20 protein-coding genes are annotated in these 23,871 nt (G+C 72.3%); 9 read left to right on the top strand and 11 right to left on the bottom strand.

Translation table 11 applies throughout. The annotated features are described in order from the left end of the window. Positions 1-105: 105 nt before the first annotated feature. A complete protein-coding gene (locus tag B1759_RS03910) occupies positions 106-852 on the top strand; it encodes a hypothetical protein (RefSeq protein WP_095513723.1) in 747 nt (248 codons plus the stop codon). 63 nt (positions 853-915) lie between these two features. On the opposite strand, the gene B1759_RS03905 is transcribed toward B1759_RS03910, so the two are convergent. Then, entirely contained in the window at positions 916-4,443 is a 3,528-nt protein-coding gene (locus tag B1759_RS03905; RefSeq protein WP_095513722.1) for a two-component regulator propeller domain-containing protein, read from the bottom strand. A 4-nt stretch (positions 4,444-4,447) separates the two neighbouring features. Further along, positions 4,448-5,857: an adenylate/guanylate cyclase domain-containing protein gene (locus B1759_RS03900; protein WP_095513721.1), complete on the bottom strand. Its 1,410-nt coding sequence runs from the start codon at positions 5,855-5,857 to the stop codon at positions 4,448-4,450. 186 nt (positions 5,858-6,043) lie between these two features. Between B1759_RS03900 and B1759_RS03895 the strand changes: the two genes are divergently transcribed. Continuing rightward, complete coding sequence (locus B1759_RS03895) at positions 6,044-7,033, top strand: lytic transglycosylase domain-containing protein (protein WP_095513720.1); 990 nt, start codon at positions 6,044-6,046, stop codon at positions 7,031-7,033. Positions 7,034-7,090: 57 nt separating this feature from the next. On the opposite strand, the gene B1759_RS03890 is transcribed toward B1759_RS03895, so the two are convergent. Further along, on the bottom strand, positions 7,091-8,242 hold the full coding sequence (locus tag B1759_RS03890; RefSeq protein ID WP_198948746.1) for an LD-carboxypeptidase: 1,152 nt from the start codon (positions 8,240-8,242) through the stop codon (positions 7,091-7,093). 151 nt (positions 8,243-8,393) lie between these two features. Between B1759_RS03890 and B1759_RS19600 the strand changes: the two genes are divergently transcribed. Together B1759_RS19600 and B1759_RS19595 are read left to right on the top strand one after the other, a co-directional pair. After that, positions 8,394-8,843 (top strand): hypothetical protein, encoded by a 450-nt coding sequence (locus B1759_RS19600; protein WP_158225114.1) that lies wholly within the window; start codon positions 8,394-8,396, stop codon positions 8,841-8,843. Continuing rightward, a complete protein-coding gene (locus B1759_RS19595; RefSeq protein WP_158225113.1) occupies positions 8,840-9,262 on the top strand; it encodes a type I restriction enzyme HsdR N-terminal domain-containing protein in 423 nt (140 codons plus the stop codon). Before B1759_RS19600 ends, B1759_RS19595 begins: the two co-directional genes overlap by 4 nt. Positions 9,263-9,275: 13 nt before the next feature. Here B1759_RS19595 and B1759_RS03880 read toward each other — a convergent pair whose 3' ends face one another. Both B1759_RS03880 and B1759_RS03875 read right to left on the bottom strand, forming a co-directional pair. Then, positions 9,276-9,935: a uracil-DNA glycosylase gene (locus B1759_RS03880; RefSeq protein ID WP_095513719.1), complete on the bottom strand. Its 660-nt coding sequence runs from the start codon at positions 9,933-9,935 to the stop codon at positions 9,276-9,278. An 86-nt stretch (positions 9,936-10,021) separates the two neighbouring features. Then, positions 10,022-11,284 (bottom strand): DUF481 domain-containing protein, encoded by a 1,263-nt coding sequence (locus B1759_RS03875; RefSeq protein ID WP_095513718.1) that lies wholly within the window; start codon positions 11,282-11,284, stop codon positions 10,022-10,024. Between the two features lie 149 nt (positions 11,285-11,433). Here B1759_RS03875 and B1759_RS03870 point away from each other — a divergent pair, with 149 nt between their 5' ends. Further along, positions 11,434-13,320 carry a DUF294 nucleotidyltransferase-like domain-containing protein gene (locus B1759_RS03870; RefSeq protein WP_095513717.1) on the top strand — a complete coding sequence of 629 codons (1,887 nt, stop codon included), beginning with the start codon at positions 11,434-11,436 and terminating at the stop codon, positions 13,318-13,320. Between the two features lie 53 nt (positions 13,321-13,373). Here the strand turns inward: B1759_RS03870 and B1759_RS03865 are convergent, their stop codons facing one another. Both B1759_RS03865 and B1759_RS03860 read right to left on the bottom strand, forming a co-directional pair. Then, a complete protein-coding gene (locus B1759_RS03865) occupies positions 13,374-14,654 on the bottom strand; it encodes a hypothetical protein (RefSeq protein ID WP_095513716.1) in 1,281 nt (426 codons plus the stop codon). Positions 14,655-14,721: 67 nt separating this feature from the next. After that, the gene (locus B1759_RS03860; protein WP_095513715.1) at positions 14,722-15,501 is read right to left on the bottom strand and encodes a TrmH family RNA methyltransferase; all 780 of its coding nucleotides are present in this window, start codon (positions 15,499-15,501) and stop codon (positions 14,722-14,724) included. Positions 15,502-15,571: 70 nt separating this feature from the next. Between B1759_RS03860 and B1759_RS03855 the strand changes: the two genes are divergently transcribed. The 3 genes from B1759_RS03855 (at position 15,572) to B1759_RS03845 (ending at position 18,444) form a co-directional block, all read left to right on the top strand. After that, positions 15,572-16,420 (top strand): hypothetical protein, encoded by an 849-nt coding sequence (locus B1759_RS03855; RefSeq protein ID WP_095513714.1) that lies wholly within the window; start codon positions 15,572-15,574, stop codon positions 16,418-16,420. Between the two features lie 119 nt (positions 16,421-16,539). Continuing rightward, positions 16,540-17,271, top strand: coding sequence for an SDR family oxidoreductase (locus B1759_RS03850; RefSeq protein WP_095513713.1), 732 nt, complete (start codon positions 16,540-16,542; stop codon positions 17,269-17,271). Between the two features lie 114 nt (positions 17,272-17,385). Continuing rightward, entirely contained in the window at positions 17,386-18,444 is a 1,059-nt protein-coding gene (locus tag B1759_RS03845; protein ID WP_095513712.1) for an oxidoreductase, read from the top strand. A 27-nt stretch (positions 18,445-18,471) separates the two neighbouring features. On the opposite strand, the gene B1759_RS03840 is transcribed toward B1759_RS03845, so the two are convergent. From B1759_RS03840 to B1759_RS03830, 3 genes are all read right to left on the bottom strand, one after another. After that, on the bottom strand, positions 18,472-18,981 hold the full coding sequence (locus tag B1759_RS03840; protein ID WP_095513711.1) for a hypothetical protein: 510 nt from the start codon (positions 18,979-18,981) through the stop codon (positions 18,472-18,474). A 186-nt stretch (positions 18,982-19,167) separates the two neighbouring features. After that, positions 19,168-19,518, bottom strand: coding sequence for a zinc ribbon domain-containing protein YjdM (locus tag B1759_RS03835; RefSeq protein WP_095513710.1), 351 nt, complete (start codon positions 19,516-19,518; stop codon positions 19,168-19,170). Between the two features lie 83 nt (positions 19,519-19,601). Further along, a complete protein-coding gene (locus tag B1759_RS03830) occupies positions 19,602-21,662 on the bottom strand; it encodes an ABC-F family ATP-binding cassette domain-containing protein (RefSeq protein WP_095513709.1) in 2,061 nt (686 codons plus the stop codon). Between the two features lie 239 nt (positions 21,663-21,901). On the opposite strand from B1759_RS03830, the gene B1759_RS03825 reads away from it, so the two are divergent. Next, the gene (locus tag B1759_RS03825) at positions 21,902-22,288 is read left to right on the top strand and encodes a hypothetical protein (protein ID WP_095513708.1); all 387 of its coding nucleotides are present in this window, start codon (positions 21,902-21,904) and stop codon (positions 22,286-22,288) included. A gap of 42 nt (positions 22,289-22,330) precedes the next feature. Here the strand turns inward: B1759_RS03825 and B1759_RS03820 are convergent, their stop codons facing one another. Next, complete coding sequence (locus B1759_RS03820) at positions 22,331-23,758, bottom strand: undecaprenyl-phosphate glucose phosphotransferase (RefSeq protein WP_095513707.1); 1,428 nt, start codon at positions 23,756-23,758, stop codon at positions 22,331-22,333. Positions 23,759-23,871: the final 113 nt, after the last annotated feature.

The raw sequence follows: 23,871 nt of genomic DNA, 5'->3' as shown, positions 1-23,871 counted from the left end.
AGGTGGTCGAGAGGGGCGTGTCTCCGTACGTCGCCGGGAGCCGCCCTGATCCTTGCCCTCTCGTGGAAGACCGGTGGTAGCCTACGGGCGTCCACCACCACCGTCATGTCTCGTCTCTCCGGTTTGCTCCTCGCCGCGCTGGTCCTCGCCGCCTGCGACACCGACACTCCTGACCCCGTCGCCTTCCAGGGGGTCGATATCGCCGCCGAGGGGGAGGCCACCCTCGCCCTCCAGGGGGGCGCCCTGGTCGTGTCCGGTCTCGACGGCAGCCGCGCGGGCGGATTCCAGATCGACGGCCAGCCGGACCGCGTGGATGTAGAGATCGACCCGCTCTCGATCCCCGTCGGGGGGCGCTTCGGCGTCGAGGTCCGTGACGGCGATGCGGTGCTGGCGTCGCTCTACAATGAGGCCACCGCCGCGGGCCGCTTCGACGTGCGGTTCGATTTCCCGGACGCGATCGGCGCGACGGCCGCCATCGTCCGGTACCGGCTCAACGGGGAGGTCCGCTTCGAGGGACAGGTGGATCTCATCCCGGGGCGCACCAGCGGACAGCGGCAGCCCACCAGCGGAGGCTCCGGCGAGGGCGACACGGGCTCGACGCACGTGATCCGCGAGCGCGGCCGCTACGTCGTCGTGTCGGACTCGGGCGAGGACGCGCCGCGACGGGCGGGCGGCTGCGCCGGTTTCCTGATGACGCCCCCGCCGCCGTTCGCCGAGACCGGGCAGGCCGCTATCTGCGCCGACTGGATCGAGATCGAACCCGTTCTGACGACGACGGTGCGTCAGGGGACGGTGTCGGTGCTGGCGCGTGGCGTCGGGTCGTTCACCGTCCGCTCGCTGGAGACCCGGTAGCACCCCCGCCTCGGTGCCGAGGCGGAGGGTGTCGCCGGGAGGCGGGCGTCCCGCGCCGCGCCCTTACGCGTCGGCCTTCGTCGGGAGCCCGATCCGGAAGGTGGTGCCCTCGCCCTCGGTGCTCTCGACCGCCATGTGGCCGCCGTGGACGCCCGTGACGATGTCGTGGGCCAGCGACAGGCCGAGGCCGGTCCCCTCGCCGGTGGGCTTGGTGGTGAAGAACGGCTCGAAGATCTGCGCCTTGACCGCCTCGGGGATGCCCGTCCCGTTGTCCTGCACCTCGATCGTCACCTCATCGCCCGTACGCCGCGTGCGGACGGTGACGGTGGGCGCATAGCCGTCGGCGCCCGCGTGGGACCGCTCCTGGACGGCGTGGAAGGCGTTCGTGAGCAGGTTGATCAGGACGCGGCCGAACTCCTGCGGCACCACCTCGACCTCGCCGGTGTCCTCGGCGAAGTCGCGGACGATCTCGACCTGGAAGTCCGAGTCGTTGGCGCGGGCGCCGTGGAAAGCGAGGTTCGCGTACTCGTCGATGAACCGCGGCAGGTCCACGCGTCCGCGTTCGGAGGCGCCGCCGCGGCTGTGGAGCAGCATCGAGCGGACGATCCGGTCGGCCCGCTGGCCGTGCTCGCGGATCCGGCGGCAGTTGTCCTGGAGGTCGTCGAGCAGGTCGCCCACCTCGCCCAGCACCTCGCCGACGGGCCGCTCGGGCGTCTCGGCCATCTCGTCGCGGAGCTCCTGCGCCAGCTCCACCGAGAGGTCGGCGAAGTTGTTGACGAAGTTGAGCGGGTTCTTGATCTCGTGGGCGATGCCCGCGGTGAGCTGCCCGAGCGAGGCCAGCTTCTCGGACTGGACGAGCTGGGCCTGGGTCGCCTTCAGGTCGCGGAGCGACGTTTCGAGGCGCGTGTTGGCCGCGGCCAGCTTGGTGTTAGCGGCTTCCACCTCGCGGGCCTGTTCGAGCTCGGCCGCCTTGCGGTCGTTCTCCGCCTTGAGAGCCAGCGCCTCGGCGGTGGCTTTGCGCTGCTCCGCCTCGGCAGTCTCGGCACGGAGCTCTGCCTCGCGGCGGTCGGCCCGCTCACGCTCCTGGCGGACCAGCCGCGCCCGTTGCCAGCGGTCGGCGCGGACGAGCCCGAACACGGCCAGCGCGGCGAACCCGAGCAGGGCCCACCACGTCCGCCACCACGGCGGGTGGACGACGACCTTCACGGTCGCCATGCCCTCCCCGAAGCCGACCCCATCGGCGTTGGCCGCCTCCACCTCGAAGGTGTAGTTCCCCGGTGGCAGTGCGCTGAACGTGGCTTCGCGCGTCGTGCCCACCTCGCGCCACTCGTCCGAAAGCCCGATCAGCCGGTAGCGGTAGGTGTTCTGGGACGGGGCGGAGAAGTGGAGGCCCGCGTACTGGAGCGTGAGGTAGCCCTGGTCCGGTCCCAGCGAGACCTCCTCCGCCAGCGGCGCGGCGATCGTCAGCACGCCCTCCGGGGAGGGGGCCACCGGCTGGCCGTCCACCTCGACGCCCGTCAGCACCACCTGGGGCGGGTTGGCGTTGCGCGCTTCGAGGGTTTGCGGGTAGAACGCGAGCAGGCCGCGCGTGCTGCCGAAGAGGAGCTGGCCGTCGGGCGCGCGGGTGGCGGCACTGTTGAGCGAACGCTCGGCGTCCTGGCCACTGAGGCGCCGGAAGAACGTCTCCGTGAGCGGCTCGAAGCGCGTCAGGCCGTCGCCCGTGCTGAGCCAGAGGAAGCCGTCGGCGTCCTCGACGATGGCGTGGACGGCGTTGTCCGGCAGGTCGGAGGTGTCGACCGTGTAGCGGGTGAGTCTCCCGGAGGCCTCCCGCGTGTCGAGCGCGTAGAGCCCGTCGGCCGTGCCGATCCAGAGGGTGCCGTTGGCCTGCGCGTGGAGCGAGAGCACGTCGCGGGTCGCGAGCGCGTCCGGGTCGGAGGGGTCCACCGGAAGGCAGGTGACGAGGCCTCGCTCGGCTGCGTCGTCGACGCGGCAGACGCCGCTCTCCGCGGCCACCCAGAGGCGTCCGTCGGCGTCCTCAGCGAGGGCCCGGACCTGATTGCTGGGCAGGCCGTCCGCCCGGTCGATCGCGAGCAGGTCGCCGGAGGCGCGGTCGAGGCGCAGGAGCCCGTCGGCGAGGGTGCCCACCCAGAACTGGCCGTCGCCAGTCTCCAGCAAGGAGGTGATCGCGTAGTCGCCGTCGCCGGGACTGCTCGTCGCCTGCCGGAGCTCGCCGTCGGCGCCGATGCGGTAGAGCCCGGCGCCCTCCGTGCCGACCCACACGACGCCGTCGCGGTCCTCGGTGAGGGCGCGGACCGGGTGCTGGTCCAGATCGCCGCCGATGCGAGTGTGAGAGAACGTGCGGCCGTCGGGGCTGCGGTCGAGCGTCCGGTCGGTTCCGACCAGGAGCGTGCCGTCGCGCGTGACGAGCACCGAGCGCACGTCGTTGCTGGCGAGCGACACGGGGTCGTCGGTGTGGCGGAGGCGGACGGCGGTGCCCCGGGCGCGGTCGAACCGGTCGAGGCCGCCATACGTGGCCACCCAGAGGATGCCCTGGCGGTCCTCGAGGATCGCCGAGACCTCGTCGTCGGAGAGCGAGCCGGGGTCCTCTGGCACGGCCTCGTAGATGCGCACGCCGTCCTCGCCCGGCGTCAGGCGCCGGAGGCCGCCGCCGAGGGTGCCCACCCACACGGTCCCCGTCGCGTCCTCGTGGACCGAGGTCACGTTCTGCGCGATGATGTCGGTGCCGATGTCGAGGCGGGCGAAGGCGGCCGTACGCGGGTCGAACGCGACCAGGCCGTCGCCGAGGGTGCCGAGGAGCAGCCCCGCACTCTCGCTCGGCGCGATGGCCGTCACAGCGAAGGCTCCCAGGACGCCCAGCGAGTCCGGGCGGACGGTCTGGAAGCGGCCGTCGGCGCGGCGGGCGAGCCCGTCGCCGGTGCCCACCCAGAGGACGCCCTCCGAGGCGAGGTAGAGCGCCTCGACGGTATCGTCGGGGAGGCTGGAGCGGTCGGCCGGGTCGTGCCGGTCGACCGACTGGACGGCGCCCTCGGCCGTGACGAAGGCGAGACCGGCCGTGGTGCCCACCCAGGCGTTGCCCGCGACATCGGTCGTGAGCGCCAGAATGTCGTCCGAGGGGAGCCCCGTGATGCGGCGGAAGACGTCCGCACGCGGGTCGAAGCGCGTCAGCCCGGTGTCGGTGCCCACCCAGAGGGCGCCGCCGGGCGCCGGGGCGAGCACCTGCACCACGTTGCCCGCCAGCGAGGTCGAGTCGGCCGTGCGCTGGTACGTCACCCGGTCCATGCCATCGTAGCGGACGAGGCCCTCGTCGGTGGCGATCCAGACGAAGCCGAGCGCGTCCTGGGTCACGTCCAGCACGACGCTGCTCGGGAGGCCCTGCTCGACCCCGACGTGGCGGAACGTGATCGCGTCGTCGTCGGCGAGTGCGGGCTCGCCCTGCTGCGCGCCAGCCACGAGCGAGGGGCCGAGCACGACGAGCGCGCCGAGGGCTGTCGCCAGCAGGGCCACGAGCCCGATGCGGGACGGGCGAGCGCGGCGAGACGCGCCGGGGCCCTCCAGAGGAGAGGTCGTCATCGGGTCAGAGGAGGCGGGCGAAGGCCGCCGCAGCAGCCGGCGGCACGGACGAGAAGCGCAGGCGGGCCTCGGCTCCGTCGTCGGAGGGCGTCACGTGGTGGACCTTTGCATAGATCGATGCCGGGCCGTCGTCCAGGTCCACCGTCACGCGGACGTCGGCGCGGGTGTCGAGGGGCGTGCCCACCCGGATCTGCGCGCCCGTCGCGGAGAGGGCCACGATCTCCCCGGCGTGGGCGTCGTTGGTGATCTCCTTGCCGTCGAGCACCGCCAGCCCGAACGGGATGGGAGCGTCGAGCGGGACCAGGGCCGACTCGTCGTGCGGCACCGCGCCGCCCTCCACCCCGGCCACCTCGGCGACGCTGTGGATGGCGATGGGCTCGGCGAAGCCTTTCAGCGAGACGCGCCGCGTGCCCTCCAGGCGGACCGGCCCGTCCTCGCCGCCCGCCGCGCGGTACGTCGTCTCCGAGATCAGGACCTCGTCCGGGACGGCCATCGTCTGGATCCGCGCGGTCAGGTTCACCGCCGTGCCCACGACGCCGTACTTGGCGCGCGACTCGGAGCCGATGGTGCCCACCACCACCTCGCCGGAGTTGACGGCGGCCGTCATCTTCAGCGGCGGCAGCCCGCGGGACTCGAGTTCCTCGTTGACGCTCGCCATCCGGTTCTGCATGGCCACCGCGCAGGCGGTCGCCTGGAGGGCGTGGTCCGCCATCTCCAGCGGCGCGCCGAAGATGACCAGCACGGCGTCGCCGATGAACTCGTCGATGGCCCCCTCGTGCGCGTCGACCACCTCGGTCATGGCGCCGAGGTAGACGTTGAGCAGCTCCACGACGCGCTCCGGTTCGAGGCGCTCGGAGAGCTGGCTGAAGCCCGAGATGTCGCTCATCAGCACCGACACCTCGCGGCGCTCGCTGGAGCCGGTCGCGGCGGGGTCCGAGAGAACCGCGTGGGCGATTTTGTCGGACAGGTAGCGCGTGATGGTGCGGCGGACGCGGTCGGCCTCGCGGTCACGCTCGACGGCCTCGCGAGCCTGGGCGAGCGTGATCTGGAGGTCGTCCATGTCGATCGGCTTCGTGAGGAAGTCGAACGCGCCCTTATTCATGGCCGTCCGGATGTTCTCCATGTCGCCGTAGGCCGTCACCACGACGGCGCGCGTGCGGCGGCCGAGGTCGCCCAACTCGCCGAGCAGCGTCAGGCCATCCATCCGCGGCATGTTGATGTCGGTCACGATCACCTCGATGTCGTGGTCCTCGCGAAGGTGTTCGAGGGCCTCGACGCCGTCGGCGGCGAACACCAGCGCGACGGTCCCGGCGCGCACCTGCGACCTGAACTTCTGCCGGATGAGCGGCACGAGATCCGGCTCGTCGTCGACGAACAGGATCTTGATGGCCTCTGGGGGGGACGCCTCGGGCATGTGAGGGGCGGGGAGCGGGGCGGCGGGGGAAGGGCCGAAACTAGGGGACACCGGCGTCTACGCCCCACGTCCCGTCGGGTGTCCGGTAGTTTGAACAACGCTCGGCACGTGCCTTGCAGCGTGCCCCGGGCACGGAGTGACCCCTCAGCGGGGTTCTCTTCTTCGGATCCCACCACACGTCCCCCCATGCCGACGCTCCGCGCCGCGCTCGCCGTCCTGTTCGCCGTCGCCCTGGTCGGGCCGCTCGCGCCCGCCGCCCACGCGGCTCCCGCCGACTCGACCGACACCGCCGACGACCCGCTCGCCTGGGCCCGATCTGTCATCCGCGCGCGGCAGGCCGTCGTGGCGGCCGAGACCGAACCGGACCCCGACCGCCAGGAGGCGCAGGCGGTCGCCGCGCTCCAGGCCGTCCGTGCCCTCGGGTCGGAGGAGTCCCCATCGGTGCGGGAGCTGGCGCTGCGTGCGCAGGCCGTGTACGAGTCGCATCTCGGCCCCATCGCACCGTCGGCCCTGTCTCCTACCGAGTGGGCCGACCTCCGCGGCGACGCGCTCGCCTCGCTCGGCGCCACCTTCGCGCCCGACCTCGTGGACCCGGCCGTGCTCGCCGCTCAGCGCGCCGAGGCGGAGCGGAAGGACGGCCCGGCGTGGTTGTTCTACCCGGCCGACGCCGTGGACGCCGTCGACCGCCAGCGGGGCGCCGCGCGGGGGCTCTCGCGTACGGGCCGCCGTCACCGCACGCTGCTGCGGTCCATCGATCGCACCTTTCGCCGCCGCGGCATTCCGACCGACCTCAAGTACGTCGCCGTGATCGAGAGCGCGCTCGACGCGCGGGCCGAGAGTTGGGCGGGCGCGCAGGGCTTGTGGCAGTTCATGCCCGAGACGGCCGCCGAGTACGGCCTCGACTCGCTGACGGTCTTCGAGACGGGCCCGTCCACCGACGCCGCGGCGCGCTACCTGCGCTGGCTCGGCCGCCGCTTCGACGGCGACTGGCACCTCGCGCTGGCAGCCTACAACTGCGGGGTCGGCCGGGTGGAGCGGATCGTCCGCGAGACGCGCGCCGAGCTGGGCCGCACGCCCACGTTCTGGGACATCCAGGACCGGTTGCCGCGCGAGACGCAGCATTACGTGCCCCGGTTCATCGCGGTCGCTGAGGCGATGGGCGCGCGCGACGGCTGATCTATCCCGCCTCGGCACCGAGGGGAGCGGCTGTTAACGAGCACCCCCGGCCGACGCCTACGCGACAGCGGGCCCGAGGTACTCCAGCGTCCCCGCGTCGGCGTCGAGGCGGGCGCGGAGGCCGATCGGGAGCGTGTAGACCGGCGACACGTGGCCGACCGGCGCGCCCAGCACCGACGGGCAGGCATAGCCTTCCAGGTGACGGCGGATCGTCTCCTCGGCCGTCCAGGACGAACCACCGGACGTGCAACTGGAACACTGCCCGAACGCGATGCCCGCCGGGTCGCGGAGGAACCCCGCCAGCTGCAACTGGGCCAGCATCCGGTCGACCCGGTAGGCGTCCTCGCCGACCTCCTCGAAAAAGACGAGGTGGCCGTCGGCGTCGGGCAGGAAGCCGGTCCCGGCAAGCGCCGAGATGACCGTCAGGTTGCCGCCCACGACCGGTCCTTCGGCGACGCCGGGGCGGACGGTCCGCGTGCGGTCACGGTTGGAGCGCGTCTCGGGGCCGATTACGGGGGCGATGCCGTGGATCAGGGTCTGTACGAAGCTCTGCGCCGTCTGAGAGCTCCACGTCGACACGCCGACCGGGCCGTGGAACGTCACCATGCCAGTGCGGGCGTAGATGGCCAGCAGGAGCGCCGTAATGTCGGAGTAGCCGACGAGCGGCTTGGGGTGGGCGGCGATCTCGTCGAAGTCGAGGAACGGCAGGATGCGAGCGCAGCCCCAGCCCCCCCGCATGGCCACGATGGCGTCCACGTCAGGGTCGCGGAAGGCGTCCATCACGTCGCGGGCGCGGGCGGCGTCGGAGCCCGCGAGGAAGCCGAACCGGTCGAGCACGTGGCGACCGACGGTGGTCCGCAGGCCGAGGCCTTCGAGCGCCTCGGTGGCCTCGTCGACCTGGCCGCGGTTGCGGAGGACGCCCGCGGGGGCGATCAGGGCGACGGTTCCGCCCGCCCGGAGGCGCGGCGGCAGCACGACGGGCCGCTCGACGACGATCGGCTCGATGGGGCTCGGCTCGGGCACGGCCATCACCTCGGCCGCCTCGACCGGCAGCGGGGCGACCGGCGGCGGGGCAGACGGCGGGACGGGCGGCGTCGTGCGGGAGCCGCCGGGCCAGAGCGACGTGCCGCACCCAGCCACGGGCAACGCGAGCGCGCCGAGGCCGAGCGCGCGCAGCACGTCGCGGCGGGAGGGCGGGGGAGAGGCCATCGGAGGGGGGACGAGGCGGACCCGGAACGTACGGACGGCCGTCGGGTCGTCTGACCGCTTTCCTACGCCTCGGTGCCGAGGGGGCGCAGGCCGGGGACGGGTCCTGCCGCGCCGGCTCACCCCTACCTTTCGGCGTCTCCCCCCGACTCCCGTGGCCCGAATCATCCACGCCGGCGACACGCCCGCCAAGCGCCGCCGCGCGCACACCCGCGCCTCCGCCGAGGCCATCCGCCAGCTCGCGCAGCGCCCCAGCCTCGCGAGCGGCGCCTTCGACGCCGAGGCGAAGGACCTCGTCGCCTACCTCGTGCTCCATCTTCGCGGCATCGGCGACACCATCGAGTCTGCCGCGCAGGCCTGGGACGACCGCAACTACTGGCGGAAGTCCGAGAAGCTGCGCGCCGACTACCGCTGGGCGCCCCAGACCGCCGACCAGCTGGAGGAGCTCATCGTCGCCGACGACTGGCCGGCCGTCGTGCCGGTCCTCGTGTCGCTCATCCCGCGCTTCGCCGACGTGACCATCGCCAAGCTGACACGCGACGCGGACCACTGGGTGGGCGCGCACCGAGCGCTGCTCCGGCGAGCCGCGAAGGCCACCGCGTGAGCGAGCCCTTCCGCACGCGTACCGACGGCGGGCGGACGCTCGTCCACGACCCCGTTCGCCGCAAGTGGGTCGCACTGACGCCCGAGGAGGGCGTCCGCCAGCGACTCCTCGCCGACCTGCTCCGCCTCGGCTACCCGGTGGGCCTGCTGGCCGTCGAGCGCGGTGTCGTGTTCGGCGGCAGGACGTGGCGGGCCGATGTGGTGGCCTACGGCCGAGACCAGCGCCCGCTGCTCCTCGCCGAGTGCAAGGCGCCCGGCGTGCCCATCGACCAGACCACGTTCGACCAACTCGCACGCTACAACGCCGTCCTCGACGCGCCCGTCCTGGTGGTCGACAACGGGGCTGCGCGCTACTGCTGCGTCCGCACGGCGTCGGGCTGGGACTTCGTGGACGCCGTGCCGCGGTTCGGGGCCGGATGAGTGGGCCGACCGCTTACCCGAGGCGGTCCCAGATCTCGGCGATGCCGGTCCGAAAAAGCGTCGCGCCGCCCTGCGACGGGTGGCGCACGTAGGTGGGCTCGGCGCCGATGGCCTGGAGCGCGCCCTCAGCCTTGCGCCCGACTGCGACGACCGCCCGGGGCTGGAGGACGTCGACGGTCTCCCGCAGCAGCCCGTGCCACCGCCGCACCTCGCGGACGCCCGGCGTGCGGATCGTCAGCGGTTGGTCGGCCTTGTGGGGGTGGAGCGGGACCGCGTTCCACGTCCAGAAGCGGCCCCAGTGCGGCAGCATGGCGTCCCAGTAGATGCCGCCGCTCATCTCGCGCATCGGCGTGCCCGTCTCCGCGAACTGCCGCGAGGTCGGCGTGCCGGTGACCGGGAACTCCGGGTCGAGGAGTTGGCGCTCGTTGGTGAACGGGATTCCCGAAAAGTGACAGCCCCAGGGGCCCGGCGCCTCGGCGAGTACCAGCACATCCGGCGTGCCCGCCTCGGCGACGGCGTCTAGGGCCGCCGCGAGGTTGGCCTGTCGGAGGGCGGGCGCGTCCGGCCCGTCGTGCGCGTCGGTGTCGCGGTATGGGTTGAACATTCGGTCGCCCGCCTCAGCATCGAACAGGTCGCGGCGGTACAGGTCGAGGAGGCGGTCGCGCCAGGGCATGGGTCGGGTCGCTCGGGGAGCGGGCAAACGGGACGCGGCGGGCCGGGGTCCCGCAGACGCACCGAGGCGGGCGCCCTCGCCGCGGCTCAGTCCAGCCGCGGGTTCACGACCTGGTTGAAGATGCTCCCGAACGAATACGACAGCCCGACCGAGGCGTAGTACGAGTAGCCCGTCGCCAGCTCGAACTGGCGGGTCAGGATCTCGCCGTCGGTCGCGTCCGACGCCCGCAGGCCGATCTGGTCGCGCACGAAGCTGTACCGGCCGTCCAGGCGCACGCTCAGTCCGCGGACCACGCGCAGGTCCACCCCGCCGCCGAGCGTGAGCCGGTACTTGTCGAAGCGATCCGCCGCGAGGTACTGGAACGCCGACGCGTTGACGTCCACCGAGCCCCAGGGCTGGGCGAACTCGGCGGCCACGGCCAGCTGGTGCTGGCCCAGCACCTCCTGCGTCTTCAGGAAGAGGGTCGTGTCCTGGTACGCCACCACCCGCACGCCGGGCGAGTAGCTGAATCGGAGCTGACGCTGCGTGGACTCCGCGAACGAGTAGAGGTTGTACTCGAGCGCGGGCCCCACTGAGGCGCTGGCGTCGATGTTGGAGAAGGTGTTCCGGTACAGGCTCGCCCGGGCGCCCGCTGACCAGTGGGCGTCGAGGCTCTTGACCGCGTCGAACCCGATCCCGTAGCTCCCGTTGTCACTCACGATGGTGCTGTCGGTGCCGTCCTCGCGGGGAAGCTCGAAGGAGGTGCGGTTGTAGTTGGCGTACGGCGTGATGGACACCTTGAACGCCTCCGTCACGCGCGACGCCGAGAACGACCCGTACATGCTGCTGGACGCGATCTGCGACTGGCCGTCGAAGAAGCCCTGAGCGCTCGTTTGGAAGACCCAGCTGTTCCACGGATCCGACGCCGGCGCGGCTTCTTCCGTCTCGGCGGACGGTGCGTCGTAGGCTACCGAGAGGCGGTCGGCGAGGCCGGTGCGCCCGGCGAAGCCGACCAGGCCGAGGCCGAGGCGGGACAGGAGCGCCCGCCGTTGGGCATCCTGAGAGGCCCCGGCTGGGGTGGACGTGACGAGCGTGTCGCGCCGCCCTCGCAGCGAGCCCCGGCGGCCCTCGAAGAGGAGCGTGACGCGCTCGCCGCCCCCGCCCGTGTCCTCGCTCACGAGACGCACGGTGACCGCGGCGTCGGAGGGGTCCCGGACGAAGCGGGCGAAGTCGAGCTCGGTCTGGAAAAAATCTTCGTCGCAACCTGCGATGTAGCCCTGGCAGTCGACGTGCGTGACGAGGTGGTCGGCGGGTTGGGCGAAGGCCGATGTGCCGAGGAGTGCGAGTGTGAGAAGCAGAAGTCGAGTCACGGATTCGAGGGGGAACCTCCAAGGCTACGGTGTCTGAACTCGTGCGTCGCTGCGTTCGCTCTGAAGGCGCGTGCCGCGCCTCGCGGGATGGCGCGGGGATCCGGCCCGGAGGCCCCGCGTCCTAGCCGCCCCTCTCCCGCGTTTCCCGCATGTCCCTCTCGTTCGCAACGCAGATCTCCGAGCTCCTCGCCCAGACGGAGCCTTTCGACAGCCTCTCTGAAGAGGACCGCCTCGTCCTCCGCCAGAAGATCACGCTAGAGATCTACGCGCCCGGGGAGGTCATCCTCAACCAGGGCGACGACATCCACCGGGCGTTGTACGTGGTGGTCGAGGGGCTCGTCCGCCTCTCGGAGGCGGGCTCGGGACGGACGGTCGACATGGTGGGCGCGGGCTCGCAGTTCGGCTCGTACGGGCTGCTGCAGGGCGGGGCGCTGCCGTACGAGGCCCAGGCCGTCGAGGAGTCCTCGTGCGCGCTGATCGCCGCGGAGAGCTTCCAGCGCCTCCTCGACTCGAACGAGGTGTTCCGGGCGTACTTCGAGGCCGAGACCAAGCGCTACGTCCGCACGCTCAACGAGGACATCGACGCGAGCGGGGCCTTCCTGCTCTTCGACACGACCCTCGGCAGCGTCCTCCGCGCCGAGGCGCCCACCGTGGCGGCGGACGCGACGGCCCGCGAGGCCGCCCAGACGATGTCTACCTCGGACGCCGACGCGGTGGTCATCGTGCAGGACGGCGTCCCGGTCGGCCTCGTCACCGAGGGGGACCTGGTCGAGCGCATCCTCGCCGCCGGTGCCAGCCCCGACGGGCCGGTGATGGCCCTCGTCGAGCGCCCCCCGGTCGCGCTCCGTACCGACGAGCGCCTCTACGACGCCATGCGGACCATGATGCGGGAGCGGATCCGCCGCATCGTCGTCGTGGACGCCGAGGGCGGAGCGCTGCGCGGGCTGCTCACGGCCGAGGACATGAGCCACTTCCGCGGCCTCGACCCGGTGGCCACCACCGAGCGCCTGGAGCGCGCCCGCTCGGTCCCTGAACTGGCCCGCCTCCGCGCCGACTCCAACCGCCGTCTCTACCGCCTCTACCACCAGGGCGTCCACTCGGAGGACCTGCTCGACCTCGTGACCGAGATCGACGACCAACTCAAGCGGCGGGTTCTGGCGACCGTCGAGCGGACGCTCCGGGAGGACCTGGGCGACGACGCCTACGACGGACCGTGGGCCTGGCTCACGTTCGGCGCCGCCGGCCGCCGCGAGTCGGTGCTGCGCGCCTGGCAAGACAACGGCCTCGTCTACGCCGACCCCGACCCGGCCGACGCCGAGCGCGCGGCGGCGTACTACGAGCAGTTCGCCACGCGCGTCGTGGACGCGCTCCGGGAGTGCGGCTACAGCGATCCCGAGAACGGCATCGACGCGAGCCACGAGGCGTTCCGCCAGCCGCTCTCGGCATGGCAGGCCGCCTTCGACACCTGGGCCTCCGGGGCGGACGCCGAGGCGTCGGCGCGGGCGGCGCTCTGCTTCGACCTCCGCGCCCTGGCGGGCGACGTGGAACTCGGTGAGGCCCTCCGGCAGACCATCGCGGCGCACCTCCCGAACGACCGCCTGACGCGCATCTTCGCCCGCGAGGGGACCCGCATCGACATCCCGCTCTCGACGTTCGGCCGGATCGAGGTCGAGGAAGTGGACGGGGTCACGGGCGTCAACCTCCGCACGCGCGCCATCCAGCCGGTCGTCCGCCTCGCGCGGGCGCTGGCGGTCGACATCGGCGCGCTGGACTCGTCCAACACGTTCGACCGGCTCCGCGCCGTCGGCGCGAGTGACCACCCGCTGGCGGCCCAGGCCAAGGGCCTCGTGCCGTCGTTCACCACGCTCGTGGACGTGCACCTGCGGGAGCAGATGCAGGCCGCCGAGCGCGGTGAGCAGCCGACCGACCTCGTGGACCCGGACGCGATGCACCGCAGCCAGCAGAACCTCCTCAAGGAGACGCTCAAGGACGTTCAGTCGGCCCGGGCGGCTATCGCGAAGCACTACAAGCTGTAGCCCCGGCGGCGCCCGCCTCGGTGCCGAGGCGGGCGGACGCATGGCCAAGCCGCCTACGGGATCCGGTCGCTGAGGCAGCGCTGGACGCGGCTCGCGACGACGCTCGCGAGGCGGTCGCGGAGCTCCGCCAGGGCCTCGTCACGGGCGCGGTCGTCGGCGTCGTCGGCGAAGGCGGCGCGCTGCGACCGGGACAGGTCCAGTCGGCGCCAGTCGCCCGCCGTGCTGGCTCGTGTGTAGCGCGCCGTCCCGCGGGCCTCGACCGACACGTCGCAGACGGTCCGTCCGGCGTCGTCGCCCGTGACCACGTCGGCGCGGGCGGTCAGCTCCAGGTCGAGATCGCGGGTGGTGATGGTGGCGCGCTCCTGCGAGTCGCGCACGCGGACGGTCTCCGTCTCGCTGTCGCGCGCGGTCTCCCGCTCGGACAGGTCGGTCACGACGACCACGACGCCCAGGTCGGCGCGGAGGTCGTCGGTAGCCTCGCCGAGGCGGCGGGGGCTGTCGCTGAGGTCGGGCCCGCGCCGCCGCCGCCGGTCCCATGACCGGACGTTGGCCTGGGGCACGAGCACGAGGAACGGGTCGGCGCCGTCGAGGTGCTCGTCCACCAGCACATCGGTCACGTCGCGGAGGAAGAGCGACGGGATGTCCTCGTCGCCCTCGGTGGGGAAGACGGCCACCACGACTCGCCCGGCGGCGAAGATGTCGGCGCGGAGTGCGTCCAGGTTGGCGAGCGCGACGCCGGAGGCGCCCAGTCCGGCGGCGGCCTCGGCGTGGCTCAGGGCGGACCGGTAGCGGCCCGCGGCGAGGTCGTCCTCGCTCCAGGCCGTCTCGATGTCGATGGCCAGCCCGTCGAAGTCGGCGACCTGCTGCGGCGACGGTCCGAACGTCCGGGCGCGTGCGAGATGGCCGAGCGCGTCGGAAAAGCGGCCCGTCTGGTAGTCGGCCTCGGCGCGGTCGTAGAGGGCCTCCACGGCACGGGCGTAGAGCGCGTCGCGCGTGGACTCGAACGACGCCGGCCGCTCCAGATCGACGCCCACAGAGGCGGCGCGTCGGACAAGCGCGTCGGCGCTGCGGTACTGGAGGGCGGCGTCCTCGGGGCCGAGCGCGGTCGCCCTCTCGATGGACTGCCGGACGGCCTGCCGCCCGGCCACCTGGAGCCGTCCGGCGACGTTCGGCAGTGAGCGGTCGCGTTCGAGGGCGACGATGTAGGCGTTGGCGGCCCCGGCGTAGTCGCCGGCGGTCTCGAGGTCCATGCCATCGACGTACGCGTCGCGTGCGGACGCGCAGCCCCAGGCGACGGCGGCGATCAGGGCGAGGAGGGAGGCGCGAAGGAGCATCGGTCCGGGGGGAAGGAGGGACGGGTGACCGTTCATCCGTCAAGCCGCAGCATGCCGGCTCGGGGTCTCACCCGGCGCGGCGGGAATGTTCGGCCAGGAGCGCCGCGGCCAGCGGAACGGCGCGGGCGGTGTAGTGCGCCAGCAGGAGGCGCTGGCGGTCGGCGTCGAGGTCGGCGTGCTGGCCGGTCCGGCGGAGGCGGTCCTCGCGGGCGTGGTAGAGCGACAGCGCGGCGGCGACCGACACGTTGTAGCTCTGCACGAAGCCGTCGAGCGGGAGCAGCAGCGCCGCGTCGGCGGCCTCCAGCATGGCGTCGCTGGCGCCCGCGTGCTCGTTGCCGACGACCAGCGCGGTCGGCTGCGAGAAGTCCCACTCGGCGATGGGCAGCGCGTCGTCGCGAAGGGCGGTGACGGCCACCTTGCCCCCACACGCGTGGACGTGGCGGACGTAGTCGGCCGGGTCGGTCCAGGCGCGAAGCTCGACCCACTTGTGGGCGCCCTGGCTGGCCCGGCGCGTGGCGCGGCGATCCGAGAGGGTCGGCTCCTCGTCGCCGTCGAGGACCTGGGCCACCATCTCGGCCGCCTCGGCCTCCAGCCCGACCACGTGGGCAGCGCCGAAGCCGAGCCCCTCGGCGCTCCGCAGGACCGCGTTCACGTTGCCGGGGTCCACCAGCCCCTCCAGCACGGGCACCACGCCGAAGGCACGCCGCGCGACGACGGCCGAGAGCCGCTGGCGCCGCTCGTCGGTCAGGTAGGGATCGAGGAGGGAGAGGACCGTCTCGGGGGGGTAGACGGCGTCGCCGACACGCACGGTGTCGGGAAGGTCGAAGAACGGAGGAACAGGCAGCATGGCAGGTGGGGGACCAGGGAAGCTAGCCCGGAGGCGGCCGTAGCTTCCGGGCCGCGCTTCACCCCCCGCTATGCCTCGCCTCGCTCTTCTCGCGTTCCTCCCTGCCTTCCTCTTCGTCGCCGCCTGTGGCGACGGCGGCGGCGAGGCAGCCCTGCCCACCGGCGACCTCACCTCCGGCAGCGACGTGGCCGACGCGATGCTGCTCCGCTACCAGAATAACCTCGGCGGGGTGGAGACCTTCACGGTCACCGGCGCAGGCGCGACGGCCACGTATCGGACCTCCGGCGACACCACTGGCCTCGACCGCTTCGCCACGCCCGAACTGGCTGCCGCCGAGGACGGGGTGACGCCGCGCACCGCCGCCCAGCTACTGTTCGACCAGGTCCCGAACGTGCCGCGCCTGGCGCGGGGCCTTCGCGCGGCAGCCTTCCGCGGCCCGATCTCGCGCGACGGACGCCGCGCCTACGTCTTCACGACCTCCGACCCTGGCTCCCTGTTCGGCGAGCCCGGCCTCGCCACCAACCAGGACTCCACGACGTCCATCGAGTTCAGCGTCTACGTCGACGCCGACGCCTTCGACGTGATCGAGATTTCGCAGGTCGTCACGGCGGATTCGCTCGCGCGGCCCATCACCAGCCGCACCATCTACAGCGACTTCCAGGAGACCAACGGCGTGACGCTGGCGCACACCGTCTCGCGCATCGAGACGGGCGTCAACCAGCTCATGGACGACACCGACCGGATGCTCATGGGCGGGCAGGTCGGCATCCAGATCGAGCGCTTGAAGATGGAGCCGCCCTCGCCGGCGCGCGACGCGCAGATCGCAGAGCTCGAAGCGCAGCAGCGGCTCGTCGCGGAGGGCATCTCGGAGATGACGCTGGAGGTCGAGTCGGTGAGTGTGGGAGGGGGAACGGAGTAAGGCCGCCCGACGGGAGGGAGGCGACCCGGTCCGGCAGGCGAAGGCGGAGCCAGGAGAACGGGACGGGCGGATCCCGCTCGCCGGGGTCGCGTCCCACCGGCCCTTCCCCTGACCCCTCCATGGACCTCCACAACGCCGTCGTCGTCGTCACCGGCGCGAGCCGAGGCATCGGCCTCGCCACTGCCCGTCGCTTCCTCGATGCCGGGGCTCGGGTGGCTGGCCTCGCCCGCTCCGCCGACGCCCTCGACCAGCTCGCCGATGCCTTCGGCGACGCCTTTACGCCCGTCGTCTGCGACGTGACCGACGCCGACGCCACGCGCGCGGCCATCGACCAGATCGCCGCCGACCTCGGCCAGATCGACGTGCTCGTCAACAACGCCGGGCTGGGCCGCTTCGACCCGGTCGACGAGCAGACCGAGGCCGACTGGGGCCTCCAGGTGGACACCAACCTGTCGGGCGTCTTCCACTGCACGCGCGCCGCCGTGCCCCACATGAAGGCGCAGGGCGAGGCCCGCGGCGCCGACGCCACGGCGGGCTTCATCGTCAACGTGGCGAGCATCGCCGGGCTCGTCGGCAACCCCAACCTGAGCGGCTACAACGCGACCAAGTTCGGTCTGCGGGGCTTCTCGGATGCCATCATGAAGGAGCTTCGGCCGTTCGGCATCAAGGTGAGCTGCCTCTACCCTGGCTCCGTCGACACGGACTTCGGCGCGGGGGCGGGCACGAAGCCCAACCCCAATGCGATGTCGGCCGAGTCGATCGCCGAGACCGTCCACCACGTCGTCGCGGCGCCGCACGGGACGCTGATCTCGGAGGTCGTCCTGCGGCCGATGGTCGGGCGGAAGGGCTGAGTGCCTGTCCGCCTCGGTGCCGAGGCGGGGGCGCCGGGGGAGGGCACGGCACGCCGTGCCCCAACGGATGCGATCTGGTGGCATCTTGCCCATACCCTGCACCCCCGACCCTTGATGCGTCTCACCCTTCTCGTCTCTGCCCTGGCCGTCGCCCTCTCCGCCTGTGGCGGAGCAGCCGGGACCAGTTCGTCCGTCCTTCCGCCGCGTCTAACGGAGCAGGCGTCCGGCTCCGACCAACTCCTGATCGCGGCGCACGCCGTCGACGACGCCGTCGTGTGGGCGTCCGGCGCGGGCGGCACGGTGGTCCGGACGACCGACGGCGGGGCGACGTGGACCGCCGTCCCGGTGACCGTGGCGGGGGCCGACACGCTCCAGTTCCGCGAGGTGGTCGCGCTCGACGCGCGGACGGCGTGGGCGCTCTCCATCGGCACCGGCGCCTCCTCCACCATCGCCAAGACGACCGACGGCGGGGCCTCCTGGCGGACGGTGTTCGTCAACGACGAGCCGGACGGCTTCTACGACTGCCTCTCGATGTGGGACGCCCGCCGCGGCGTGCTCTACGGCGACTCGGTCGACGGCGAACTGCGCGTGCGGCGGACGACCGACGGCGGGGCGACATGGCCGCGCGTTCCGTCGGCGTCCCTCCCTGCGGCGGGCGAGGGCGAGGGCGGCTTCGCGGCGTCCGGCACCTGCGTCGCCACGCGCAGCGACAGCCTCGCCTGGATCGCGACCGGCAACGCCGACCCCGCGCGCGTCCTCCGCACCTCGGACGGCGGGGCCACGTGGGAGGCCGCCGACCTGCCGCTCGTGGCGGGCGAGGCGGCCGGGGCCGCCTCGGTGGCGTTCCGGGGCGACCGCCATGGCGTCGCGGTCGGCGGCGACATCGCCGACGCGGACGCATACACCGACGCCGTCGCCATCACGGCCGACGGTGGTCGGACGTGGCGCAAGGGCGGGCAACTGCCGTTCCCCGGCGCGGCCTACGGCGCCGCCTACGTGCCCGGCACCGACGCGCTGGTGGTCGTCGGGCCGGGCGGCGTCGGCGTGTCCGAGGACGACGGGCTCACGTGGCGTCTGGTCGCCAGCGAGACGTTCTGGGGCGTCGCCGCGGCCGGGCAGGACGCGATCTGGCTGACCGGCCCCGCGGGTCGCATCGTTCGACTGCGGCTCTGAGTCGGCCCACCGAGCCGTCCAGGCAGGCTACAACTCGACGCGGAGCGCGAGGCCCGGAGCGACGCCTGCCCCGCTCGAGACGACGGTCGGCGCCGCGGCGAGCCGCCGGTCCTGCACGCGCCGGACCGCGTTGTCGGCGTCGACCATGCCGTAGATCCAGGCGCCGAGCCCGACCGTCGCCGCGGTGAGAAATAGCGCCGTGTTGCTGTCGAGGTCGTCGCAGCCCGCGCCCGAGCTGCACTGGAACGAGCTGACGCCGGTCGCGAGCGCCGTCCCGACGGGCAGCGCCACGCCGAGGCCCAGCAGCGCCACGCCCGGCCCGGTGTCGCCCGCCTGGAGATGCCCCAGGCCAGGCACGAACACGTTCAGGATCAGCGCCCGCGTCTCGGCATCGCTGTCGCGCATCGGCGCCCGGCTCTCGGCCGGAGCGGGCGGTGCGACTGTCGGCGTAGCTGCGGAGTCGGCCGGGGCCGCGTCGGTCTGGGCGAAGGCGGTCGGGGTGAGGACGAAGGCGAGGACGAGAACGGCGGCGCGCATGACGACGAATTGAGGGGGAGGAAGTCGGGAGGATACCTCCTGCCAGATCGCAGATCGCCGCCCCCGGCCGGGAGATCGTAGCCGTGACCGACATCGACGGCGGACCTGACCGCACTGTTTACCGGCCGATAGCCGCGCCTCGGGGATTCGGTGGACTGCCTCGCGCCTCGGCCGAGGCGGACAGACTCAGGCCTTGCGGACGAACTCCGACTTGAGTCCCATCGACCCGATGCCGGGGATTCGGCAGTCGATGTCGTGGTCTCCGTCTACGAGGCGGATGTTCTTGACGCGGGTGCCGACTTTCACCACCGACGACGAGCCGCGCACCTTGAGGTCCTTGATGACCGTGACGGAGTCCCCATCGGCGAGGGGCGCCCCGTTGGCGTCGGTCACGACGCGCTGGCCTGCGGCTTCGGCCACCTCCGCCTCGGTCAGGTCCGCCGACCACTCATGCGCGCACTCTGGGCAGACGAGCATGTTCGAGTACTCGTAGATGAATGCGGAGGCGCAGACGGGGCAGGCAGGGAGGTCGGGCACGAGAGAGTCGGGAAGGACGAGAGAGGACGGTCAGGCGTGGCGCTCGCGATGCGGGGGGCGGCACCGCTTCCCCTGGCTGACGCTCACGCCAGCGCCTCGACTTCGGCCGCCAGCTTCTCCCAGCGCTGCATGAGGTCCTTCAGGTCGGTCTGGGCCGCGTTGAGCGCCTCCATCGTCTGCTGGAACTCCTTGGGCTTCGCGTAAAGGTCCGGATCCGCCATCTTGGCTTCGAGCGTGACCTTCTCGGCCTCCTTCTCCTCGATCGACTGCTCCAGCAACTCCAGGGCGCGGGCGGCGAGGTCGAGGCCGAGCTCCTTCGCGGGCGGTACCGTTCCGTCTTTCATCATGCGGTAGAGCGCGTTGCGGGCCTCGGCCTCGCGGCGCTTCTCCTCCTTGGACTTCTTGCCGCCGCCGCCGCTCGACTTGGCCGCGGGCTTCGACGGCAGGGGGGAGGGTGTCGGCGTCTGCTTGCCGGTGGCCTGGCCGTCCCCCGAGGCGGCGAGCTTCGACGCCGTGCCGTGCTCGCGCTGCCACTGGGCCTCCGTGTAGGTGCCGCGGTAGGTCTGGACCGACCCGCCCTCGACGTACCACACCGACTCGGCGACGGCGTCGATGAAGGCGCGGTCGTGCGACACGAGCACGAACGTGCCCGAGTACTGCCGCAGCGCCTCGGCGAGGACGTTCTTCGAGACGATGTCGAGGTGGTTGGTCGGCTCGTCGAGGACCAGGACGTTGGCGGGCGACAGGAGCGTCCGCGCCAGCGCGAGGCGGGAGCGCTCGCCGCCGGAGAGCACCGAGACGGACTTCTCGACCGCGTCGCCGGTGAAGAGGAACGCGCCGAGGAGGCTACGGAGCTGCGTGTCGGAGTGGCCGCGCGACTTCTCCTGGAGCGACTGGAAGACGGTGTGGCTCGGCTCCAGCGACTCGGCCTGGTGCTGGGCGAAGTGCGCCATCTCGGCGCGGCGGTCCTGCTGGATGTCGCCCTCGATGGACTCGGTGCCGAGCAGGATGCGCGCGAGCGTCGACTTGCCGGCGCCGTTCTTGCCGACGAGCGCCACCTTGTCGCCCTTCTCCAGCGTCAGCGGGCCGGCGCGGTCGAACACCTTCGTCTCGCCGCCCTCCGGCGCCGGGTAGCTCTTCGAGAACGTCCCGATCTCGACCACCTGGCGGCCCGACGGTGGCGGGTCGGGGAAGCGGAACCGCATCGTGTTGGCCTCCGGCGGCGGCGGCGGGATGCGCTCCATCTTTTCGAGCGCCTTGATGCGGCTCTGCGCCTGCTTCGCCTTGGTGGCCTTGGCGCGGAAGCGCGCGATGAAGCGCTCGGCCTCGGCGATCTCCTTCTGCTGGTTGTCGTAGCGCGCCTGCCAGTGGAGCCGCCGCTCCTGCCGCGCCTCCAGGTAGTGCGCGTAGTTGCCCGGATAGTTGTCGATCTGGCCGCGGATGAGGTCGGCCGTCGAGGTCGTCATGCGGTCGAGGAAGTACTGGTCGTGGGAGACCAGCACGACGGCGCCGGGGTAGGTGGTGAGGTACTGCTCCAGCCAGTCGATCGACTCGATGTCGAGGTGGTTGGTCGGCTCGTCGAGCAGCAGCACGTCGGGGGCGCCGAGGAGGAGGCGGGCCAGGGCCACGCGCATCCGCCAGCCGCCGGAGAACGTGCTCAGCGGGCGCCGCATCTCGTCGTCCGAGAAGCCGAGGCCGGACAGGATCGACGCGGCCCGCGACTCGGCCGTGTGCGACTCGCGCGTCAGCAGCCGGTCGTGGACCTTCGAGAACTGCTCGACGAGCTTGAAGTAGTCGTCGGTGGTGTGGTCGGGGTGAGCCTCCATCTCCTTCGTCAGCCGCTCCGCCTCGGCCTCCAGGCGGAGGACATCGTCGAAGGCGTGCAGGGCCTCCTCCAGCGGAGAGATCGACAGGTCCTCCTCCTGGGTGTCCTGCCGCAGGAAGCCGACCGACGCGCCGCCCTCATAGATCACGTCGCCCTGGTCCACCGACTGCTCGCCCGCGATCACGCGCAGCAGCGTCGACTTGCCCGCGCCGTTGGGGCCGACGAGCCCGACGCGCTCGCCCGCGCGGACGGTCCAGCCGAGCCCGTCGAACAGGACGCGCCCGCCGAAGGCGAGGTGGAGATCGCGGAGGATGAGCATGGGCCGGGGGGGATCGGCCCGAAAGCTAGCCCGCTGCTACCGCCAGACGGGCGAAGAACGGGGGGAAGCGGCCAGGTGCATCGCTCGGGGATGGGGCCCGTCGCAGGCGCGGAGGCTCATCCGCGCGAGGGCCGCTCTCCTCAGCATGCCGGACGGACGCCACCTCCCGCGTGTCGGGGATACCGATGCGGCCGGGGGAGTCGGTAGACTCAGCATCCTGTTCCTCTCCTCCTCCCACCATGTCTCTCGCCGCTTCCACTCCGGTCCGGGTCGTCTTTTTCCTGCTGGCCGTCGCTGTGCTGCCCGCGTGCGCGTCCTCCGGGCCAGCCGCGCCGGATCTCGACCCGCGTCTCCTCGGCGTCTGGGCCGACCTCGACGGGGCGACCCACACGATCTCGCTCGCCGATGAGGGCTACGCGGTCGGCGTCGTCGACTCCGACGGCGAGGTGTTCGACGTGGTGTCGGTGATCTACGCGGACAGCACCCTCACGTGGACCTACGACGTGCCGAGCACCGGCTACACGGTCACCTACGTGACGACGAGCATCCGCCAGGACGAGATCACCGCGCGCTGGGAGAACCAGACGGGGGCCTCCGGCGACGAGGTGCTCACGCGCCAGGAGTAGGCGCCATGCCGTCTGCCCGCTTCGGCGCCGAGGCGGGTGGGGTCAGTGCGCGTTCTCGTGGACGAACCCCTTCCAGACCGTCAGCAGGACGATCTTGAAGTCGAGCCAGAGCGACCAGTTCTGGATGTAGAACAGGTCGTACTCGATGCGCTTGGTCAGGCTCGTGTCGCCGCGCCAGCCGTTGACCTGCGCCCAGCCCGTGATGCCCGCCTTCGTCTTGTGGCGCAGCATGTAGCCGGGGATCTGCTGGCGGAAGCCCTCGATCAACGTCGGCCGCTCCGGGCGCGGCCCGACGACCGACATGTCGCCGCGGAGGACGTTCCAGAACTGCGGCAGTTCGTCCAGCGAGGTCCGCCGCAGGAAGGCGCCGACGGGCGTGGCGCGGCTCTCGCCCTTCGTGGACCAGACCGCGCCCGTGCCCGCCTCGGCGTCGACGGGCATGGAGCGGAACTTGAGGATGTCGAACGTCTGGCCGTTGAGGCTCATCCGCTCCTGTCGGTACAGCACCGGCCCCGGCGACGACCCCTTGACGGCGAGCGCGATGGCGGCCAGCAGCGGTGAGAGCAGGATCAGGACGGCGATGGAGAACGCCACGTCGGCCGCGCGCTTGATGACCTGCCGGAAGTCGAACGGCGCCTCGTCGAGGAGGTGGATCACCGGGAGGCCATCCACGTCGGAGACGCGGCTGTTCATCAGCAGGTCGAGGCCGAACAGGTCGGGCACGAGGCAGAGGTGCGCCGTGTGGCGCGCGCAGGCCTCTGCCACGATCTGGATCTTGTTGGCCGCGGCCAGCGGCAGGGCCGCGTATACGAGGTCCACGCTGCCGCGCGCCTCCAGGACCTCCTCGATGGCGTCCACCGGGCCGAGCACGGTCGGCCGCTCGACGGACTCCGGGTAGAGCGGGTCCGGCGGCTCGGCCTCGACGGCCCCCTCGCGGTCGTCTAGGAAGCCGATCACTTCGAAGCCCATCCACGGGTAGTGGCGGAACGCCCGCGCCAGCCGCTGCCCGGCCTTGCCCGCACCCACGATCAGCACCCGGCGGACGTTTCGCCCGCTCTCGCGGCCCCGCCGCAACACCGTGTAGATGGCCAGCCGCAACCCGACCAGGAAGACGGACGCGAACCCGGCGAACAGGAGCACGTGCAGCCGCGAAAACGAGAACTCGCGGTAGAAGAACAGCGCCCCCAGCGACACCACGAGGCCCAGCACCACCGCCCGGGCAACGGCGTAGACGACCAGCGTCAGGCGCTGCGCGCGGCGCGTCCGGTAGAGGCCCGACACCAGCAGCACGCCGCCCCACACGGCCAGCACGAACGGCAGGAAGCCGAGATACGTCTCGATCGGGATCCAGCCGGGCGGCGAGAGCACCTCGAACCGCACGATCCACGCCAGCACCCAGGCCAGCGCGATCAACGTCAGGTCGGCGCCGAAGAGGAGGCGCTGGAGAAACAGGCTGCGTTCGCGAAGCATCGGACCCGTGAGAACCGGGGCAGGAGAGCGAGAGAGCGTCTCAAACGATCAGATGCGACGGGGTGTGTGCGGCCGAATGATACGGCCGCGACCCTCTGTCGAGACAGGGCACG

The organism is Rubrivirga sp. SAORIC476 (assembly GCF_002283555.1).
Lineage (GTDB): Bacteria > Bacteroidota > Rhodothermia > Rhodothermales > Rubricoccaceae > Rubrivirga.
The sequence above is the reverse complement of the archived record's forward strand: the minus strand, read 5'-3'. Positions and strand labels throughout refer to the sequence as shown.

Coding starts and splice junctions, on each gene's coding strand:
- B1759_RS03910 (WP_095513723.1), top strand. CDS start 106: ATGTCTCGTCTCTCCGGTTTGCTCCTCGCCGCGCTGGTCCTCGCCGCC.
- B1759_RS03905 (WP_095513722.1), bottom strand. CDS start 4,443: ATGACGACCTCTCCTCTGGAGGGCCCCGGCGCGTCTCGCCGCGCTCGC.
- B1759_RS03900 (WP_095513721.1), bottom strand. CDS start 5,857: ATGCCCGAGGCGTCCCCCCCAGAGGCCATCAAGATCCTGTTCGTCGAC.
- B1759_RS03895 (WP_095513720.1), top strand. CDS start 6,044: ATGCCGACGCTCCGCGCCGCGCTCGCCGTCCTGTTCGCCGTCGCCCTG.
- B1759_RS03890 (WP_198948746.1), bottom strand. CDS start 8,242: ATGGCCTCTCCCCCGCCCTCCCGCCGCGACGTGCTGCGCGCGCTCGGC.
- B1759_RS03880 (WP_095513719.1), bottom strand. CDS start 9,935: ATGCCCTGGCGCGACCGCCTCCTCGACCTGTACCGCCGCGACCTGTTC.
- B1759_RS03870 (WP_095513717.1), top strand. CDS start 11,434: ATGTCCCTCTCGTTCGCAACGCAGATCTCCGAGCTCCTCGCCCAGACG.
- B1759_RS03865 (WP_095513716.1), bottom strand. CDS start 14,654: ATGCTCCTTCGCGCCTCCCTCCTCGCCCTGATCGCCGCCGTCGCCTGG.
- B1759_RS03860 (WP_095513715.1), bottom strand. CDS start 15,501: ATGCTGCCTGTTCCTCCGTTCTTCGACCTTCCCGACACCGTGCGTGTC.
- B1759_RS03855 (WP_095513714.1), top strand. CDS start 15,572: ATGCCTCGCCTCGCTCTTCTCGCGTTCCTCCCTGCCTTCCTCTTCGTC.
- B1759_RS03850 (WP_095513713.1), top strand. CDS start 16,540: ATGGACCTCCACAACGCCGTCGTCGTCGTCACCGGCGCGAGCCGAGGC.
- B1759_RS03845 (WP_095513712.1), top strand. CDS start 17,386: ATGCGTCTCACCCTTCTCGTCTCTGCCCTGGCCGTCGCCCTCTCCGCC.
- B1759_RS03840 (WP_095513711.1), bottom strand. CDS start 18,981: ATGCGCGCCGCCGTTCTCGTCCTCGCCTTCGTCCTCACCCCGACCGCC.
- B1759_RS03830 (WP_095513709.1), bottom strand. CDS start 21,662: ATGCTCATCCTCCGCGATCTCCACCTCGCCTTCGGCGGGCGCGTCCTG.
- B1759_RS03825 (WP_095513708.1), top strand. CDS start 21,902: ATGTCTCTCGCCGCTTCCACTCCGGTCCGGGTCGTCTTTTTCCTGCTG.
- B1759_RS03820 (WP_095513707.1), bottom strand. CDS start 23,758: ATGCTTCGCGAACGCAGCCTGTTTCTCCAGCGCCTCCTCTTCGGCGCC.